The 17,192-nt window shown below is 75.5% G+C and carries 15 protein-coding genes; 7 read left to right on the top strand and 8 right to left on the bottom strand.

All coding sequences use genetic code 11. From position 1 onward, the window contains the following. Positions 1–3: 3 nt before the first annotated feature. A complete protein-coding gene (locus C7Y72_RS23780) occupies positions 4–2,115 on the bottom strand; it encodes a protein kinase domain-containing protein (RefSeq protein WP_199223982.1) in 2,112 nt (703 codons plus the stop codon). A gap of 9 nt (positions 2,116–2,124) precedes the next feature. Beyond that, entirely contained in the window at positions 2,125–3,126 is a 1,002-nt protein-coding gene (locus C7Y72_RS15290) for an NAD-dependent epimerase/dehydratase family protein (protein WP_107570051.1), read from the bottom strand. 24 nt (positions 3,127–3,150) lie between these two features. Here C7Y72_RS15290 and C7Y72_RS15285 point away from each other — a divergent pair, with 24 nt between their 5' ends. From C7Y72_RS15285 to C7Y72_RS15270, 4 genes are all read left to right on the top strand, one after another. After that, a complete protein-coding gene (locus tag C7Y72_RS15285; RefSeq protein ID WP_233243894.1) occupies positions 3,151–4,068 on the top strand; it encodes a phosphatase PAP2 family protein in 918 nt (305 codons plus the stop codon). After that, the gene (locus tag C7Y72_RS15280; RefSeq protein WP_107570049.1) at positions 4,065–5,411 is read left to right on the top strand and encodes a lysylphosphatidylglycerol synthase transmembrane domain-containing protein; all 1,347 of its coding nucleotides are present in this window, start codon (positions 4,065–4,067) and stop codon (positions 5,409–5,411) included. The genes C7Y72_RS15285 and C7Y72_RS15280 overlap by 4 nt, the downstream gene beginning before the upstream one ends. A 72-nt stretch (positions 5,412–5,483) precedes the next feature. Further along, a complete protein-coding gene (trxB, locus tag C7Y72_RS15275) occupies positions 5,484–6,500 on the top strand; it encodes a thioredoxin-disulfide reductase (protein ID WP_107570048.1) in 1,017 nt (338 codons plus the stop codon). Between the two features lie 20 nt (positions 6,501–6,520). Then, positions 6,521–7,576 carry an MBL fold metallo-hydrolase gene (locus C7Y72_RS15270; protein WP_107570047.1) on the top strand — a complete coding sequence of 352 codons (1,056 nt, stop codon included), beginning with the start codon at positions 6,521–6,523 and terminating at the stop codon, positions 7,574–7,576. On the opposite strand, the gene C7Y72_RS15265 is transcribed toward C7Y72_RS15270, so the two are convergent. Further along, positions 7,573–8,958, bottom strand: a complete 1,386-nt coding sequence (locus C7Y72_RS15265; protein WP_107570046.1) for an AMP-binding protein — start codon at positions 8,956–8,958, stop codon at positions 7,573–7,575. The genes C7Y72_RS15270 and C7Y72_RS15265 overlap by 4 nt on opposite strands. A 434-nt stretch (positions 8,959–9,392) precedes the next feature. Here C7Y72_RS15265 and C7Y72_RS23410 point away from each other — a divergent pair, with 434 nt between their 5' ends. Then, the gene (locus C7Y72_RS23410; protein ID WP_154734907.1) at positions 9,393–9,566 is read left to right on the top strand and encodes a hypothetical protein; all 174 of its coding nucleotides are present in this window, start codon (positions 9,393–9,395) and stop codon (positions 9,564–9,566) included. Positions 9,567–9,573: 7 nt separating this feature from the next. On the opposite strand, the gene C7Y72_RS15260 is transcribed toward C7Y72_RS23410, so the two are convergent. Genes C7Y72_RS15260 through C7Y72_RS15245 form a run of 4 tightly spaced genes read right to left on the bottom strand, consistent with a single transcriptional unit; the run spans position 9,574 to position 13,502 of the window. Beyond that, positions 9,574–10,185, bottom strand: a complete 612-nt coding sequence (locus C7Y72_RS15260; RefSeq protein ID WP_107570045.1) for a methylated-DNA--[protein]-cysteine S-methyltransferase — start codon at positions 10,183–10,185, stop codon at positions 9,574–9,576. Continuing rightward, positions 10,182–10,658 (bottom strand): RNA polymerase sigma factor, encoded by a 477-nt coding sequence (locus C7Y72_RS15255; RefSeq protein WP_107570044.1) that lies wholly within the window; start codon positions 10,656–10,658, stop codon positions 10,182–10,184. The genes C7Y72_RS15260 and C7Y72_RS15255 overlap by 4 nt, the downstream gene beginning before the upstream one ends. A gap of 40 nt (positions 10,659–10,698) precedes the next feature. Then, complete coding sequence (locus C7Y72_RS15250) at positions 10,699–12,345, bottom strand: 3-hydroxyacyl-CoA dehydrogenase NAD-binding domain-containing protein (RefSeq protein ID WP_107570043.1); 1,647 nt, start codon at positions 12,343–12,345, stop codon at positions 10,699–10,701. Further along, positions 12,342–13,502, bottom strand: coding sequence for an acyl-CoA dehydrogenase family protein (locus C7Y72_RS15245; protein WP_107570042.1), 1,161 nt, complete (start codon positions 13,500–13,502; stop codon positions 12,342–12,344). Before C7Y72_RS15245 ends, C7Y72_RS15250 begins: the two co-directional genes overlap by 4 nt. A gap of 56 nt (positions 13,503–13,558) precedes the next feature. Between C7Y72_RS15245 and C7Y72_RS15240 the strand changes: the two genes are divergently transcribed. Both C7Y72_RS15240 and C7Y72_RS15235 read left to right on the top strand, forming a co-directional pair. Then, positions 13,559–13,963: a hypothetical protein gene (locus C7Y72_RS15240; protein WP_107570041.1), complete on the top strand. Its 405-nt coding sequence runs from the start codon at positions 13,559–13,561 to the stop codon at positions 13,961–13,963. After that, positions 13,960–14,475 (top strand): Rossmann-fold NAD(P)-binding domain-containing protein, encoded by a 516-nt coding sequence (locus tag C7Y72_RS15235; RefSeq protein ID WP_146175404.1) that lies wholly within the window; start codon positions 13,960–13,962, stop codon positions 14,473–14,475. Before C7Y72_RS15240 ends, C7Y72_RS15235 begins: the two co-directional genes overlap by 4 nt. A 54-nt stretch (positions 14,476–14,529) precedes the next feature. Here C7Y72_RS15235 and C7Y72_RS15230 read toward each other — a convergent pair whose 3' ends face one another. Next, entirely contained in the window at positions 14,530–17,121 is a 2,592-nt protein-coding gene (locus C7Y72_RS15230) for an alpha/beta hydrolase (protein ID WP_233243893.1), read from the bottom strand. Positions 17,122–17,192 lie beyond the last annotated feature (71 nt).

Here is a 17,192-nt window from a genome sequence, read left to right as displayed (position 1 = left end):
CGGTCAGGGCACGCGGATCTCGGCGACCGTGCCGTCCTGCGGCGACACGACCCAGACGCGGTCCCCGCGGGCCGAGAGCGCGGCGGGCCGTCGCCCCACCCCGTCGATCGGCTCGCCGACGACCTCGCTGCTGCGCGGGTCGATCCGCGTGACGGTGTCGTCGAGCTCGTTGGTCACCCAGACGCCCCCCGCCCCGTAGGCGACGCCCCGCGGCGCGGTGCCCACGCGGACGCGGTCGCGGTCGGTGGCGTCGTCGACCGCGATCCGCGTCACCGAGCCCTCGGCGCTGTTGGCGACCCAGACGCTGCCGCCGCCCACGGCGACGCCGCGCGGCATCCGGCCCGTGGAGGACCGCCGCTGCGCGCCCGTGCGCGCGTCGATGCGGGTGACGGTCTCGCTGCCGCGGCCGGTGACCCAGACCGCGCCCGCGCCGACGTCGAGGTCCTGGACCCCGCCGCGCACGGCGATCGACTGCTGCGTGCCGCTGGAGGGGTCGATCTTCACGACGGTCTCGACCATGTCCGGGGAGACCGGGGCGCTGCCGCGGATGCCGACCCAGACGGCGCCCTCGCCGGTCCGCACGCGCACCGGCTCCCCGGCGGGCAGCCGCACGGTCGCGGCGCCGGTCCGCACGCCGCTGCGGTCGCTCAGCTGGATCAGCGAGTTCGTGCCGTTCTTGACGACCCAGATCCGCCCGAGGCCCGCCGCGACGCTCTGCGCGCCCGGGCCGATCTCGGGCTGGCGGTCGCCGCGGCGGTCGCGGTCGCCGTCGACGAGGCTCATGCGGCGGTCGGGGTTGCTGACGATCCACACCAGCCCGCGCGGCCCGGCGGCCACGTCGTTGGGCCGCGAGCCCGCGCTGAGCGTCGCCGTCACCCGCGCGACCCGCGGTCGGTCCGTGGTCGTCGTGGTGGTCCCGGTCGTCGCGGTCCGCGGCGTGGTCGGCTCGTCGCCGTCGCCGAGCAGCAGCGCGGCGCCGATCCCGCCCGCCGCCAGCAGCACGGCTGCGGCCGCGGCGATCGCGACGGGGCGACGGGCGCCGCCCGCGCGCCCGCCGGTCGCGGTCGGGCCGGCGGCGGTCGGACCCGTGGGCGTCACCTGGTCGGTGGCCGGGGTGGGAGGACCGCCGGGGACGCGATCGGTGGCCGGGGTGCCGGTCCGGGTCGCGTCCGGGTCGGTCGCGGGGGCCGGCGGCTGCGGGGCGGCGGTGGGCCGGTCGTCGCGCCCCTGCGGCGCGGCCGCCCCGGTCGCCACGACGCGGCCGGCGGCGGCGGCGAGGTCCGCGCGGCCGTCGGCGGCGGCGAGGGCCGCCCGCCCGAGGTCGCCCGCGGAGGGGAAGCGCTCGGCCGGGTCCTTCGCCAGCGCGCGGGCGACCACCGCGTCGAACGCGGGGGAGAGGCCCTCGACCACCAGCGGTGGCGGGTCGTCGTGCAGGTGCGCCCACATCGTCGCCTCGTCGGAGTCCCGCCGGTACGGCGCCTCGCCGCTGAGGGCGTGGTGCAGCACGCACCCCAGCGCGTACACGTCGGTGCGGGCGTCGACGCGCTCGCCGCGGATCTGCTCGGGCGCGACGTAGCCGAGCGTGCCGACCCAGCCGCCCGGCCGGGTCTGGCCGCCGGCGGAGTCCACGCGCTTGGTCAGGCCGAAGTCGGTCAGGTACGCGTGGTCGCCCTCGCCGAGCAGGACGTTGGCGGGCTTGACGTCCCGGTGCACGACGCCGCGCGTGTGGGCCGCGTCGAGCGCCGCGCCGACCTGGCGGACGATCTGGGCGGCCCGCGGCCCGCTGAGCGGGCCCTCCCGCCGCACGAGCGTCCGCAGGTCGTCGCCCTGCACGAACCGCATCGCCAGGTACAGGACGCCGTCCTCCTCGCCTGCGGAGAACACGGGGATGACGTTCGGGTGGTCCAGCGACGCCGCCACGCGGGACTCGCGGATGAACCGCTCGCGGAACGACGGGTCCTCCGCCAGCGAGGGCGCGATGAGCTTCAGCGCGACGGTGCGGTCGAGGTCCAGCTGGCGCGCGCGGTAGACGACGCCCATGCCGCCGCGCCCGGCGACCCCGAGGATCTCGTGGCCCGCGAAGAGCGTCCCGTGTGGCAGTTCGGTGGGCGTCACGCGCCCGTTCTACCCCAGGAGCCCGTCGTCACGCAGCCACGCCTCGGTCCGGCGCATGCCCTCCGCCAGGTCGACGCGGGGCTCCCAGCCGAGCAGGTCGCGCGCCGCCGAGTTCGGGTACGCGCCCCGGCGCGTGATGTACGTGAGCGCCTGGCGCGTGACGTCCGGGGTGCCGCCCGTCCGGCGCGCGACGGTCTCGAACGCCAGCGCGGCGGCGCGCAGCAGCGGCGCCGGGAGGGTCCGCACCGGGCCCTGGCCGAGCATCCGCGCGTAGTGGCCGAAGAATTCGCGCGCGGTGACCGGGGAGCCGTCGTGGGCCGTGACCGCGCGGCCGCCCGCGTCCGGGTGGCGCAGCGCGAGGACGACGCAGTCCACGAGATCGTCGACGTAGACCGGGGTCAGGATGCCGCCGCCGTCGCCGGGCAGCACGAAGCGCCCGGCGCGCAGCATCCGCACGGGCCGGCTCGTCCACGGCTCGGAGTGCGGGCCGTAGACGTCCCCGGGACGGACGACCGCGGCCCCGCGCCCGAGCGCGAGCAGGTGCGAGGCCGTCTTCGTGTCCACGTAGGGCGCGCCGCACACGCGGGCAGGCGCGTCCTCGGAGGCGAGGTCGCCCCGGAACTCGTAGCCCCACGTCGCCACCGACGACAGGTGCACCACGCGGCGCACGCCCGCCGCCTGCGCGGCGTCCAGCACGGTGCGCGTGCCACCGACGTTCACGCGCACGAAGTCCGCCATCGCGCCCCAGTCCGACACGAGCGCCGCCGTGTGGATCACGCCGTCGGCGCCCTCCACCGCGGCGGCGACGCCGGCCGGGTCGGTGACGTCGGCCGCCCGGAACGTCGCCCCGGTCGCCTGCACGCGGTCCGCGACGGCGGGGGAGCGGTCCAGGCCCACCACCTCGTCGCCGTCGGCCACCAGCCGACGGCACAGGGCCGCGCCGATGAACCCGCCCGCGCCCGTGACCACGATGCGCCGACCCTCTGCGCCCTCGCGCGTCCCGTCGTCCATGGCCGAACCTATACTGGCCGCGCCGTGCGCGTGTCGAGCGCCATCAAGGCGGCAGCCTGGGGAGCGGTGGTCGCCGGAGTCGCGGCGCCGCTCGTCCGTCGCAGGCTGCGCCTGCCCCCGCCGGTCGTCACCGCGACGGCCGCGACCGCCCCCGTGGCGGTCTGCGTCGCGCTGCCCCGCAGCCGGGGTCGCGACGTCGCCACCTGCGTGCTGCAGATGTGGGCGTACATCGCGACCTACGAGATGCCCGCCGACGACCCCGAGCGCCAGGCGCAGCGGGTGCGGATCGACTACCCGGTGCGGATCGACCGCGTCATCGGCCTGGGCGAGCTGCCCGGCGTGCGCCTCCAGCGGGCGCTGGGGCGGGAGGGCGTCGTGCGTCCGGCCGAGCAGGCGCTCGTCTGGACCCACTGGCTGTGGTTCCTCGTCCCCCACGGAACGGTCGCCTATCTCTTGGTGCGACACCCCGAGCGGTTCCCGGCCGGGGCGGCGAGGATGTACGGCGTGTTCGACCTCGGCCTGATCGGCTACTGGGCGATCCCCACCGCACCGCCGTGGTACGCGGCGCAGGAGGGTCGCGCGCCCGCGATGCGGCGCATGATGGTCGAGCACGGCGAGGAGTTCTGGAAGGACGGGTGGGGGCCGCTGTACGGTTTCCTCGGAGGAAACCCGCTGGCCGCCATGCCGTCCCTGCACTTCGCCACATCCGTGATGGCCGCCCGGCTCCTGGCCGAGACCGGCCGGGTCGCGGGTACGGTCGGCTGGACCTACGCGCTGACCCTGGGGTTCGGCCTGGTCTACCTCGGGGAGCATTACGTCGTGGATCTCCTCGCGGGCCTGGGGCTGGCGGAGGGCGTGCGGCGCGTCGGCCCGCGCGCCGGACCTGCGCTGCGCGCGTTCTCGCGCGGGGTGCAGCGGCTGGAGGCCGCCGCCCACCCATGAGCCAGGGCGAGCAGCCACCGGTCGGCGACGTGCCGCCGGCCCCGGACCTGCCGCCCGCGGCGCCCGACCCGGTCGTCCCCGAGCCCCCGGCGCCGACGGCCGCCGCCGCCCCACCCGCGCCGCCGCACGTCCCGGCGGCCGGCCCGGTCCGGCCCGCGCGGACCCAGCCGCAGCTCGGCGGCATGGGCGTCAAGGACGCGCCGCGCGTCGCGGCCGAGCTCGCCGGCGAGGCCCTGTCGACCGCCGAGCTCGACGACGACCACCTCGACGAGGAGATGCCGCGGGTCCAGTTCGACCGGCGCTCCCTGATCCTCGGGGTCGTCTTCATCCTCGGGGCCGTCGCGTTCTTCTACTTCGTGCTGCCGCAGCTCAGCGGCCTGGAGGACACCTGGAACCGGCTCGGCGACGGCGACCCGTGGTGGCTGGCGCTCGCGTTCGCGTTCAGCGTCCTGTCGTTCGCCGGGTACGTCGGGCTGTTCCAGGGCGTCTACGTCACGGGCGAGGCACGGCACCGCATCGGCTACCGCGAGAGCTACCAGATCACCATGGCCGGGCTGGCGGCCACGCGGCTGTTCGCGGCCGGCGGCGCCGGCGGGATCGCGCTCACCGCCTGGGCGCTGCGACGCAGCGGCATGTCACGGCGCGACGTGGCGGACCGCTCGATCGCGTTCCTCGTGCTCACCTACGCCGTGTACATGGCGGCGCTCGTGCTCTGTGGCTACGGGCTGCGCTGGAACCTCCTGGAGGGCCCGGCGCCGTTCGGGGTCACCGTGATCCCGGCGGTCTTCGGGCTCGCGGTGATCACGATCGCGCTGCTGATGACGTTCGTCCCGGCGGACGTCGAGCGGCGGTTCGAGCGCTGGGCGGGCGGTTCGGGCCGGCTGTCGCGGGTCGCCGTGCGGCTGTCGACGGTGCCCGCGGCGATCTCCTCCGGCGTGCGCATCGCGCTGCGGCACATCGGGCGCCGGGACCCGGCGCTCGTCGGCGTCATCGCCTACTGGGGCTTCAACATCGCGATCCTGTGGGCGTGCTTCCACGCCTTCGGGGAGGCGCCGCCGTGGGCGGTCATCGTGATGGCGTACTTCGTCGGGATGCTCGGCAACCTGCTGCCGCTGCCCGGCGGTGTCGGCGGGGTGGACGGCGGGATGATCGGGGCGTTCGTCGCCTTCGGCGTCGGCGGGTCGCTGGCGCTCGTCGCCGTGCTCGCCTACCGCGTGTTCGCGTTCTGGCTGCCGACGATCCCCGGGATCGTCGCCTACTTCCAGTTGCGGCGGACGGTCGCCGGCTGGCGCGAGCAGCGGGCCGATGGCGCGCCGGCGCTCGACGGGGCGCAGACGGCGTGAGCGGCGTCCGGACCGCTGGACCGGTCCGGTACTATACAAAGTGAAGTGATACCGGAAAGCGGACGGAGCACCATGGCGGACATCGAGAACGTGATCATCATCGGCAGCGGCCCGGCGGGCTACACCGCGGCGCTCTACACGGCGCGCGCGAACCTCGAGCCGCTCGTCATCGAGGGGTTCGCCTGGGGCGGCCTGCTGCAGCAGACCACCGAGGTCGAGAACTACCCCGGCTTCCGCGACGGCATCGACGGCCCCGCGCTGATGCAGACGATGCGCGACCAGGCCGAGCGGTTCGGCACCCGCTTCGTGACCGATCTCGCCGAGGAGGTCCGGTTCGCGCAGGAGCCCGGCGGCATCCACGTCGTGAAGGTCGGCGACGACGAGCACCGTGCGCGCACCGTCATCCTCGCGATGGGCGCGGAGCACAAGAAGCTCGGCGTGCCGGGGGAGGAGGAGCTCTCCGGCCAGGGGATCTCCTACTGCGCCACCTGCGACGCCGCGTTCTTCCGCGACAAGCCGATCGTGATCGTCGGCGGTGGCGACTCCGCGATGGAGGAGGCGATGTTCCTCGCGAAGTTCGGCTCGAAGGTCACCGTCGTGCACCGGCGTGACGAGTTCCGCGCCTCGAAGATCATGCTCGACCGCGCCCGCCAGATCGAGAACATCGAGTGGCGCACGCCGTACCACGTCGACGCGTTCCTCGAGGGGGACGGACCGTTCGAGCGGATCGCGCGGCTCAAGCACGCCGAGACCGGCGAGATCGAGGAGCTCCCGATGGGCGGCGCGTTCATCGCGATCGGCCACGAGCCCCAGTCCGAGCTCGTCCGCGGGCAGATCGACGTCGACGACGAGGGCTACGTGAAGGTCGAGGGCCGCTCGACCCGCACGAACCGGCCCGGCGTGTTCGGCGCCGGCGACCTCGTCGACCACACCTACCGGCAGGCGATCACCGCGGCCGGCAGCGGCTGCCAGGCGGCGCTGGACGCCGAGTGGTACCTCCGCGACACCCCGCAGGTCGAGACGCCGGCCGCGCTCGCGCAGGCCGGGGACGACCTCGCCGAGGCACAGTGGAGCGCTCCCGCCCAGTGAGGAAGTAGGGTCGGTCGGGCGTGAGCCCGACCACCCGGACCGATCTGCCCACCCGACCGCTGGAGGCGGTCGACGACGCCTGGGCGACGTGGCCGCGCGGGGACCGTCCCGCCGCGCTGAGGGCCGCCGCGACGGAGGTGCGGGCGCGGCTGACCGCGGCCGCCCCGGTCGCCGCCGTGCGGACGCTCGACCTCGTGGTCGAGCCGCTCCCCGCCAGCACGGTGATCCCCGGCGTGCGGCGCGCGCCGGTGCGCACCGTGCCCGTCGTGCACCGGCTCGTCGTCGTGCGGTTCACCGACCTGGCCGGCGCCGACCGCGTGCTCGTCTGGGACCCGCGGGTGCCCGACTCGCCGGCCGCCGACGGCGCGACCCTGCCCGCCGCCCTCGCCCGCCCGGACACCGTCACCAGCGCGCTGCACCTCCTCGGCCTGACGCCGGAGGACGTCGACGTCTGCGGCATCGGCCACCTCCACGGCCAGGACCCACGGCTGCTGCTGGGCACCGAGGTGCCGATCGGCACCGACCGCGCCGTCCGGGCGCCGCTGCTGCCGCGCGCCGAGGTGCTCGTCGCGCGCGCGGAGACCGACACGCTGCGCGCTCCGCACCCCTCGCAGCGCCCGCGTTACGCCGGCGCGATGCACGGCGTACGCACCGACCTCCTGCGCGAGACGGAGGGCTCGCTGCTGCTCGGCGAGGGCGTCGCGGTCCTGCAGACGCCCGGCCACACGACCGGGCACCGCTCGCTCGCGCTCGCCACCCGCGAGGGCGTCTGGGTCGTCTCCGGCAACGGCCACGTCGCGGACGCCTGGCACCCGCACCTGTCGCGCTCGCCCGGCCTGCGCGAGCGCGTCGAGGCGACCGGCCAGGAGGTGCTCGTCGGGGCCGACGCCGAGAGCGCGCTGGACCAGCACGACAGCATGGTGCTCGAGCGTGCCGTCGCCGACGCCCACCGCACCGACCCGCGGTGGCGGACCGTGCTCCCGGTCGCCGAGCTCGTGCCCGCGCCGCGCGCGTGGTCGCTGCGCGGGGCGTTCCTGCTCGGCGGCGTCAACGCCGGCGTGCTGCGCCCCGCCTAGGCGCTCACCGGGCGACCCAGCGGGTCGCGCGCCAGCCGGGCCACGACGCGGACCTCGAGGTCACGGGCCGCGTCGGCCCCGCAGGTGGCCCGGACGCGGTCGGCGAGCGCGCCCGGGTCCGGCGTGGCGTCCGGGGCGGCCTGCACCAGCAGCGCGTCCGCGGTGGCGACCGCTGCGGCGACGGCCGGGTCGCCGAGGGCGGCGTCCTGCGCCCGCAGCGGCCCCACGGGACGGCCGTCGTCGTCGGTCCAGCCGTCCCAGCGACGGCCGAGGACCACGAGCCGCCCGTCCTCGTCCCGGAGCCCGAGGTCGCCGCTCGTCGCGTCGGCGGGGTCCGCGCGCAGCGGTGAGCGGGCGTCGATCCGGCCGACCGTCCCGCGGCCGACCGCGGTGCCGTCCGGCCCGCGCACGGTCACCTCGACGCCCTGCAGCGGGAGGCCCGCGGTGCCCGGGTCGGCCGTGAGCGCCTCGCGGTGCAGCAGGGCGACGGGGCCGAGCTCCGCGGTCGCGTAGAGGGGGGCGACCGACTCCTCGCCGAGCAGATCGGCCGCGGCGAGCCGGTGGGGGAGCGGCAGGTGGTCCCCGGCGACGAGCAGCGCGTCGAGCGCCGTGGTGTCGGCCGCCTCGAGCGTCGCGGCCGGGAGCGCGAGGATCGCCGCGAGGTCGGCGGGCGTCAGCACGGCGGTCCCGGGCTCGTGGGTCCCGAGGGCGTCGAGCCAGTCCTGCGGGCGCCCCGACGGCACGATCGTCAGCTCGCCGCCGGCGAGCGCGGCGACGTTCGCGTGCAGCAGCGTGGCCGGAAGCCAGGGCGCGGCGGCGAGCAGGTGGCCGCGGCCCTGCCGGTGCCCCGCCCGCACGAGCAGATCCCCGGCGACGGTGGCCAGGGCAGTCGCGTCGGTGTGGGTGTCGTCGCGCTCCAGCAGCCGGGTCGGCATGCCCGCGGTGGCGAGCACCGTCCGCGGGGCGGTGCGGAAGCCGCTGAGCGGCCGCGTCCCCGCGGGGGCGCCGGCGACGAGCGCGGGGAGGTCCTCCTCGAGCGTGAGGGCGCCGGTGGGCGGCCCGTCGCCGGCCGCGGCGAAGACCACCGCCGGGTCGGCGGGCGCGGGGTCGGCACCCGGCGGCAGCAGGACCGGCACCGCGCCGAGCTTCGCGAGCGCGAGGACGAGGTCGAGCAGCTCCAGCCGCGGGCGCGCGAGCAGGATCGCGACGCGGGCTCCGTGGCCGACCCCGTGACGGTCGGCGAGCACGGCGGCGAGGGCGCCCGCCTGCTCGTCCCACGCCGCGCGGGTGCGGGTGCGGCCCGAGCCGTGCTCGCGCAGGACGACCTGGTCGGGGGCGGCGGCCGCGAGGGCCTCGAGGGTGCCGGGGCGCGGCTGGGCCATGGCCGGGACGCTACCCGGGGCGCCGCCGTGGCGCGGGCCGGCCGCGGGGCGCCGCCGTCAGCGCCGCGGGCCGGGGCGGGACGTGCCCGCGGCGGCGCCGAGCGGACCGCCGACGCCCGTGCGGACGATCGGCACGACGGTCGGATAGGTGAACTGGTGCGTGGGTGTGGCGTCCATGGAAGGCCCCCGAGGACGGAGCTCGGGCGCCCCGTGGCGCCCGCCGATGCTCCGGAGTACGGCACGACGGGCGCCGTTCCTCCCTGCGGCGCGGTGCGATTGCGCAGCTTCCGCCCGAAAGGCGGTGCAGTTCGGGCCGGACGGCGGTCCGTCGTAGCGTCGTGCGCGTCAATGGACCCAGACGTGCGGTAGGCCGGGCAGGGACGACCGACACGCTCGACCCGACCATCGCCGTCAGACCAGACCGGGAGGCCTGGATGAGCTTCGCTCTCGTTGTCATCGCCCTGCTGATCATCGTGCCGTTCGTCCTGCTCGTCGTCGACCTCGGACGCCGGGGAGGCAGCCCGACCGACCGGTCGGTCGGCGCCGCCGGCACGCCGCGCGACCGCACCGGGCAGGGCCAGGGGATGGTCCACCGCCCGCGCTCCTGAGCGCCGCTCACCCCGGCAGCCGCGGGGGCAGCGCGCCCTCGACGCCGAGCAGCAGCTCCTTGCGCTCCGTGCCGCCCGTGTAGCCGCCCAGGCCGCCCGCGGCCAGGACGCGGTGGCACGGGACGACGATCGGGATCGGGTTCTGACCCAGGGCGTTCCCGGTCGCCCGGGCCGCCTTCGGGTTGCCGGCCGCCGCGGCGACCCGCCCGTAGGTCGAGGTCTGCCCGAACGGGATCGCCGCCGTGGCCCGCAGCACCCGGCGACCGAACGCGACCACGAGCGTCCAGTCCAGCGGGACCGCGAACGCGGTCCGGTGGCCGTCGAAGTACTCCTCCAGCTCGCGGCGCAGCGGATCGAGACGGGCCGGCGCCGCGAGCACCCGGGGTGACAGCCGGCGCGCGAGGTCCTCGACGACCGCGTCGGGACCGCCGTTCCAGTCGCTGTAGGCGACCCGCACGAGGCCGCTCGGGGTCATCGCCGCGACGAGCTCGCCGACCGGGGTCTCGAACACGTCGTAGGCCACGTCCACGTCGGCCGCCGCGGACGCGACGAACCGCGCGGTCGCCGCGGCGACGGCGTCCGGGTCGGCGGCGGGCAGCGGCAGGTCCTCGGGGGTCATGCGGACAGCTCCTCTCGCAGCTTCTTCAGTCCTTCGTGGGCGGAGCGGCGCGCCGCCTCCTCGCTGCAGCCCAGCGCCTGCGCGACCTCGCGGTGGCTCAGGTCGCCGGCGAACCGCAGCAGCACCGCGGCGCGTTGCTTGCGCGGCAGCTCGTGCACGCGCGCCCACAGACCGCGGTCGCGGTCCAGGGCGGACGGTTGGGCGGGCGCCACCGGCTCGGGCATCCGGTCCGACGCGGGGATCGCCCGGCGGGCGCGGGCACGGTGGTGGTCCAGCGCCTTGCGGTGGGCGATCGTCAGGACCCACGCGCGCAGGTCGGAGTCCTCCCGCAGCCGCGGGTAGGCGCGCAGGGCGCTGACGAACGTCTCCTGGAAGCAGTCGTCGGCGTCCACGGCGCCGACCGCGGCGACGAGGAAGCGGTGCACGTCGGCCGCCTGGGCGTCGAGGAATCGCTGGAACGGCGGAAGGCTCACGCGGGGACAACGTACGCCGTGTCCCCGACGTGAGATCGCGTCAGTGCTCGTGGCCGCAGTGCTCGTCGTGGACGTGACCGTCCGCGTCGTGGGCCTCGTCGTGCACGCGGAAGCCCTCGCCCGTCGCCTCGCCCAGGCGGCCCTCGAGCACCAGGCGTCGCAGCAGCGGGGCGGGGCGGTAGCGCTCCTCGCCGGTCTCGGCGTGCAGGCCGGCGATCACCCCGAGGACGTGGTCGAGGCCGATGTGGTCGCCCCACGCCAGCGGCCCGCGCGGGTGGTTGACGCCGAGCTCCATGCCCGCGTCGATGTCGTCGGCGCTCGCGACGCCCTCGCCGAGCGCGAACGCCGCCTCGTTGACGAGCTGGCAGACGATCCGCCCGAGCACCAGACCGGGGGCGTCCCCGACCCAGGCGACGTGCAGGCCCAGGGACGCAAAGAACGCCTCGGCGGCCTGCGCGACCGCGGGGGCGGTGTCGCGGCCCCGGGTCAGCTCGACGAGCCCGCGCCCGTCGGCGTCCAGCAGCGGCGGCAGCGCGTGGAACCCGACGGCGTTGCCGCCCTCGTCGGCGGCGACCAGGGACGTGCCCGCGCAGAGGATCGCGCGCGGCGCCCCCTGGAGGACCTCCTCGTCGGGGTCGGCGGCGCAGTCCAGGCACAGGAACGGCACCTCGTCGCTCTCGCCCGGGCCAGCGACCCGCCAGCCGGCGTGGTTCGCCAGCGCCGCGAGGTCGTGGGCGATCGCGAGATCCCCGGCGATGACCACGAGGTCGCTCGCTCCCGGCGACGGGCCGGTGATCTCGCCGGCCGCCGCGTCCTGCGGGCGGTGCGGGCCGTCGTCGTAGCGGTACCAGCCGCGCCCGGTCTTGCGGCCGTGCAGGCCCGCGGCGACCATGCGCGCCGCGAGCGGGGATGGCTGCCAGCGCGGCTCCCCGAAGCTCAGCTCCTGGAACGACTTCGCGACCTCGAAGCCGACGTCGATGCCGACCAGGTCGGCGAGCTCGAACGGCCCCATCCGGAAGCCGCCCTCGACGCGGCAGATGCGGTCGATCGTCTCGACGTCGGTGATCCGCTCCTGCAGGAGCTTCAACGCCTCGAGCAGGAACGGGCGGTTGCAGCGGTTCACGACGAACCCGGGGACGTCGGCGGCGTCGATCACGTGCTTGCCGAGCGCCTCGCCCGCCGCCCGCGCCAGCGCGAGCGCCTCGGGCGCGGAGTCGATCCCCGCGATCACCTCCAGCAGCCGCATGACCGGCGGCGGGTTGAAGAAGTGCATCCCGACGACGAGCTCGGGCCGTGCGGCGGCCGGGGCGATCGCGGTGATCGGGATCGAGGACGTGTTGGAGGCCAGGACCGCGTCCGGGGCGACCGCGGAGAGCTGCGCGAAGATCGCGTGCTTGAGCTCCAGGCGCTCCGGGGCGGCCTCGATGATCAGCGGGCAGGGGGCGAGCCCGCCGATCTCGCCGGCGCCCGTGACGCGGGCGACGATCGCGTCGCCCTCGGTGGCGTCGATGCGGCCCTTCTCGACGGACCGCGCGACGCTCTTCGCGATCCGCGCGAGGCCCTGCTCGAGCGCCTCCGGAATCGGGTCGTGCAGGATCGCCGGGACGCCGTTGCGGGCGGCGGCCTCGGCGATGCCGGCACCCATGGTGCCCGCGCCGACGACGCCGATGGGGGCGAAGGCGCTCACGACGGCACCAGGGCGTTGATGCCCGTCTCCGCGCGGCCGATGATGAGCTTCTGGATCTGGGAGGTGCCCTCGTAGAGCGTGGTCACGCGACTGTCCCGGAAGTAGCGCTCCACGGGGTGGTCGTCGACGTAGCCGGCGCCCCCGTGGACCTGGATGGCCTCGTTCGCGCACCAGACCGCGGCCTCGGTGGCGAAGAGCTTGGCGATCGACGTCTCCGTCGTGTTGGGGCGGCCCTGGTCCTTCAGCCAGCCCGCGCGCAGCGTGAGCATGCGGGCGGCGTCGGTCTTCACGCGCATCTCGGCGATCATCGCCTGCACGAGCTGGAACGACGCGATCGGCCGGTCGAACTGGCGGCGCTCCTGCGCGTACTTCACGGACTCCTCCAGGGACCCCTGGCAGATGCCGACGCAGCCCGCGGCGACCGAGTAGCGGCCCGAGTCCAGCGAGGTCATCGCGATCTTGAAGCCCTGCCCGACCTCGCCGAGGACCATGTCGTCGGGCACGAAGCAGTCGTCGAGCGCGATCGACGCGGTGTCGGCGGCGTGCATCCCCATCTTCCCGTGGATGGGGGAGGGGACGAAGCCGTCCTGGTCGGTGTCGACGAGGAAGCAGGCGAGGCCCTTGTGGCCGAGCGACGGATCGGTCTGGGCGAAGACGAGCGCGAGCTTCGCGACGTTCCCGTTGGAGATCCACATCTTCGACCCGTTGAGCCGCCAGCCGCCGTCGACCCTCGTCGCGCGGGTCTTCTGGTTCGCGGCGTCGGAGCCGGTGTCGGGCTCGGTCAGCGCGAAGCAGCCGAGGATCTCGCCGCTGCACAGCCGCGGCAGCAGGGCGTGCTTCTGCTCCTCGGTGCCGAACGTCACGATGACCGAGCAGACCAGCGACGTCTGGACGCTGATGACCGTGCGCATCGCGCTGCAGGCGCGCCCGACGTTCTCGACGACCAGCCCGTAGGTGACGTAGTCCAGGCCCGCCCCGCCGTACTCGCGGGGGACGATCGCGCCGAGGTAGCCCTGCGCGGCGATCTTCGCGACGAGCTCGTGGTCGAAGTGCTCGTTGCGGGAGTTGTCCCGGGCCCGCGGCGCGACCTCCCGCTCGGCGAACTCCCGGGCGGTGTCGCGGACGAGCAGCTGCTCGTCGGAGAGGTCGAAGTCCATGCGCCGGACCGTATCGGACACACCGTCCGATCACGGGCACCCCCTACACTCGGGCGGTGGATCCCTTCGCGGTGATCATGCTCGGCGGCAGCGCGGGCGTCGTCGTGGCCCTCTACCTCCTCGGCCGCTTCTACCCGGGTTCCGGCGCCGACGTCGTCGACTGGAAGCCGACGCGCTCCCCCGAGGTCGAGGCGCAGAACGACATCGACGACCTCGAGGCGCTGATGCAGGTCGCCAACCGGCGGCGGCGCCGTCTGGGGCAGCAGGAGCTGACCGAGGACACGCTCGACCAGCTGGTCCAGGAGTCCTCCGCCGAACGTACCCGCCGCAGCGAGGAGTACCTCGCCGACCTCGAGATCGAGCAGATGCTCGAGGTGAAGAACAGGCGCCGCGCGGCCAAGGGCCTGCCGCCGATCAGCGCCGAGGAGTACCGGGCCCGGATCGAAGGAGACGAGCTGTGAGAGTGCTGATGATCGGGGGCGGCAGCGAGCGCGGGCTCGCGCTCGCCCGCTCGCTGACCGCCGAGGGCCACGCCGTGCGGATCGTGTCGCGCGAGGGGGCGCGCCGCGAGGCGATCGAGGCGGTCGGCGCGGAGTGCTACGTCGGCACGCCCGACGTCGTCGGCACGATCCGGTTCGCGCTGGAGAACGTCACCGTCCTCTGCTGGCTGCTCGGCACCGCCGAGCACCAGGACCCCGAGAAGCTCGAGGCGCTGTTCGGCTCGCGGCTGAAGATGCTGCTGGAGAAGACGACCGACACGACCGTGCGCGGTGTCGTCTTCGAGGACGCGGGCACCGTCGCCGACGAGCTGCTCGCCAGCGGCCGGCACGAGGTCGAGTGGGCGTTCGAGAAGAACGAGATCCCCTACGCGTACCTGCGTGCCGACGGCCGCGACGTCGACGCCTGGGTTCCCGCGGCGCGCGAGGCGATCGACTCGCTGCTCACCGCCGTGCGCGCCACGCCCCAGCGTTGAACCGCGACGGTCCGGGACCGCCCGCCGCGGGCGACCCCGGACCGCCGGCCGGAGCTAGCGGACGGTCACCCGTGCGGTGCGGGCCGCGACGTTCCCGGCCGCGTCGAGCGCCCGGACCGTGACCGTGTAGCGACCCGCGCCCAGCCGGCGCGCGAGCTTCAGGCGGAAGCTCCGCGTGCCGGTCGCGACGAACGAGCTCGCCAGGCCGCACGGCAGGACCCGCGAGAGCCGGCCGGACGGGGTGACGAAGCGGCAGCGGCCCGCGCCGGCCGCCCGCGTCAGCGACACGAGCACCGTGCGCGGCGCGGTGGAGCGGCAGCCGCGGTCACGGGCGGTGCCGCGCAGCGTCAGCCGCCCGCCGGTGACCGCGATCCGGCCGAGCGCCAGCGACGGGGCGACCCGGTCGGTGCACGCCGCGCCCGTGCGGACGGTGGTCGCGCCGAAGAGGCCGATCACGTCACCGGCCACCGCGGTGCTGACGCGCTGCGTCGCGTCGATGATCGCCATCGGGTCCGGGCCGCGGGTCGGGCCGGAGGCGGGGCCGTTGCGCGTCGTCTCGGCGAACACCGGGGAGCCGGTGGTGGCCTCCTGGAAGCGCACGTCGGCGAGCTGGATCGAGCCGGTCGCGGGCTTGCCCGCCTCGCCGAAGCGCAGCTCGAGCCTGCGGACGGCGCCGAGGTCGAGGCCCTGCCCGGCGAACACCGACAGCGGCACCCGGATCTCGTTGAGCAGGATGTGGACCTTCGAGGTCGTCGATCCGACCGTCGGGTGCAGCGCGTTGCCGAACCGCGGGTCGGCCGCGGACACCGTGGCGGTCCGACCCGCCGCGTCGGTCAGCGCGATCGTGAAGTCCTGCGTGCTGGCCGCCGGGTTCCACAGCGCGGCGCCGTCTCCGAGCGTGCGGTCCGGGTTGCGCGGGTCGAAGAAGTTCACCGCCGCGGCGAGGGCCAGGGCCTTGAAGCCCCGGACGTCGCCGGCGGCCTGCGGGATCCGCGTGGCGAGCGTCGCCGGTGCGCCGCCGGTGCCCAGCGGGTTGTCCCACGCCACGGCCAGCTGCAGGCCGTAGGAGTTGTTCACCGGCGAGTTCTCGCGCATGCCGCTCTGCCCGCCGAGGGCGCCGATCGCCGGGACCGGGCACGGCTTGTCGCCCTGCGGCAGGTTCGGCGTCGGGCCGCCCAGCGCGGTGTCGGAGAAGTTCTTCGGGTCGGGGTTGCACCAGTCGATGCCGGTGGCGGTCGTCGCCGGCTGCGGGGTCACGCCGCCACCGCTGACGTACGGGTTCGCGAACCCGGACGCGGTGATCGACGTGCCGACGGCGCTCACCGTCAGCGGGTCGTCGGGGTCCGGGTCGAGCACGTCCCGGCGCTCGCCGGCGCCCGGGAAGTAGCTCGTGAGCATCCGCTCGACGCACGGGATGCGCGTGCCACCCGACGTGGCGTTGGTCGTCCCGCCCTGCGGGCAGGCGCTCGCGGGGACGACCGGCGTGGTGCCGTCCTCCTGCGTCTCACCGGTGATGAACGGCTCGAAGTCGACCTCGCCGCCGACGTAGCGGCGGAAGAAGCTCGACATCGTCGCGAGGCCGATCCGGGCCTGGTCGCCCATGCGGGCCGGGTCACCGGAACCGCGGTTGGCGGAGTCGTAGGTGCCGCGCGAGAGACGGACGTGGTTGGGCGAGGTGGTCGGGGCCGTGATCGTGCAGGCCTGGTCGCCGGTGTTGGAGTCCTCGCCGTCGAAGTCCCAGACGCTGTTGTACCAGTTGTGGTTCGTGCCGTGGATGGCGAACTGGACGCGCGGGAAGGGGTCCCCGGGGAAGATGTACTGGCCCCGCTCGAAGTTGCGTGCGGCGTGCAGGTTCGACACGTCGCCGTCGCACAGCGGCAGGTGCGCGAGGTACGGCACGCCGTACGGTGCGCGCCGCTCGTAGTCGGTGCCGGCGAGCGAGATCACGGCGCGCAGCGGGTAGCGGCGGCCGGGGGAGGGACGGCTGCGGTTGTAGTCGATGAAGCTCGTGACCGCGTCACCGCCGCGGGAGTGGCCCATCAGGCCGATGCGCGAGAAGTCGAGGCGGCCGACGAGGTCGGCGCCCACGTTGCTGTTGGGGCCCTCCGGGAGCGGCTCCTGGTTGGCCTTGTAGAGCGCGTCGAGGGTCGCGGCGATCAGCAGGCGGCGCTGGTGCATGCCGCGCGCGAGGCCGTCCTGGAAGGCCATCATCTGGTCCTGGTCGACGGAGAAGACCGCGTAGCCCCAGCTGGCGAGGTTCTCGCCGAGGTAGCCGTAGCCGAGGTCGTTGCGCTTGAACGCCGTGCAGTTCGGCGAGGTCCCCGAGTCGCACTGGGTGTGGTTGCCGTGCACGAGGACGATGACCGGGGCGGGGCCGGGCTTGTCCTTCGGGAGGTAGGCGGTCCCGCGCACCTGGAGCGTCGCCGCGGCGGCCGCGCCGGTCGTGGCGCCACCACCGGCGTTGGGCTCCTGCAGCGTGACGGTTCCGAGCGTGTAGGGGTTCTTCGTCTCCACGCCGAGCGACCCGCGGACCATGGGGTCGGGCAGTTGCGCGAGGGCGGGGGCGGCCGTGGTGCCGAGCGCGCTGAGCGCGGCGAGGACGCCGAGGGCGAGACGGGTGCGACGGGGGGTGCGGACGGTGTGCAAGGGGGCTCCTGATGGAGGGGTGGAACGCCACCGGACCGGCCCACGCGCACTGCGCGGCCGCAACCGGTGAG

Source organism: Paraconexibacter algicola (genome assembly GCF_003044185.1).
GTDB lineage: Bacteria > Actinomycetota > Thermoleophilia > Solirubrobacterales > Solirubrobacteraceae > Paraconexibacter > Paraconexibacter algicola.
This window is presented reverse-complemented; position numbering and strand designations above follow the sequence as displayed.

What these genes read in the sequence shown, in the direction of transcription:
- C7Y72_RS15265 (WP_107570046.1), bottom strand. Translation starts at nt 8,958, where the DNA reads ATGGCCCAGCCGCGCCCCGGCACCCTCGAGGCCCTCGCGGCCGCCGCC.
- C7Y72_RS23410 (WP_154734907.1), top strand. Translation starts at nt 9,393, where the DNA reads ATGAGCTTCGCTCTCGTTGTCATCGCCCTGCTGATCATCGTGCCGTTC.
- C7Y72_RS15290 (WP_107570051.1), bottom strand. Translation starts at nt 3,126, where the DNA reads ATGGACGACGGGACGCGCGAGGGCGCAGAGGGTCGGCGCATCGTGGTC.
- C7Y72_RS15245 (WP_107570042.1), bottom strand. Translation starts at nt 13,502, where the DNA reads ATGGACTTCGACCTCTCCGACGAGCAGCTGCTCGTCCGCGACACCGCC.
- trxB (WP_107570048.1), top strand. Translation starts at nt 5,484, where the DNA reads ATGGCGGACATCGAGAACGTGATCATCATCGGCAGCGGCCCGGCGGGC.
- C7Y72_RS15280 (WP_107570049.1), top strand. Translation starts at nt 4,065, where the DNA reads ATGAGCCAGGGCGAGCAGCCACCGGTCGGCGACGTGCCGCCGGCCCCG.
- C7Y72_RS15260 (WP_107570045.1), bottom strand. Translation starts at nt 10,185, where the DNA reads ATGACCCCCGAGGACCTGCCGCTGCCCGCCGCCGACCCGGACGCCGTC.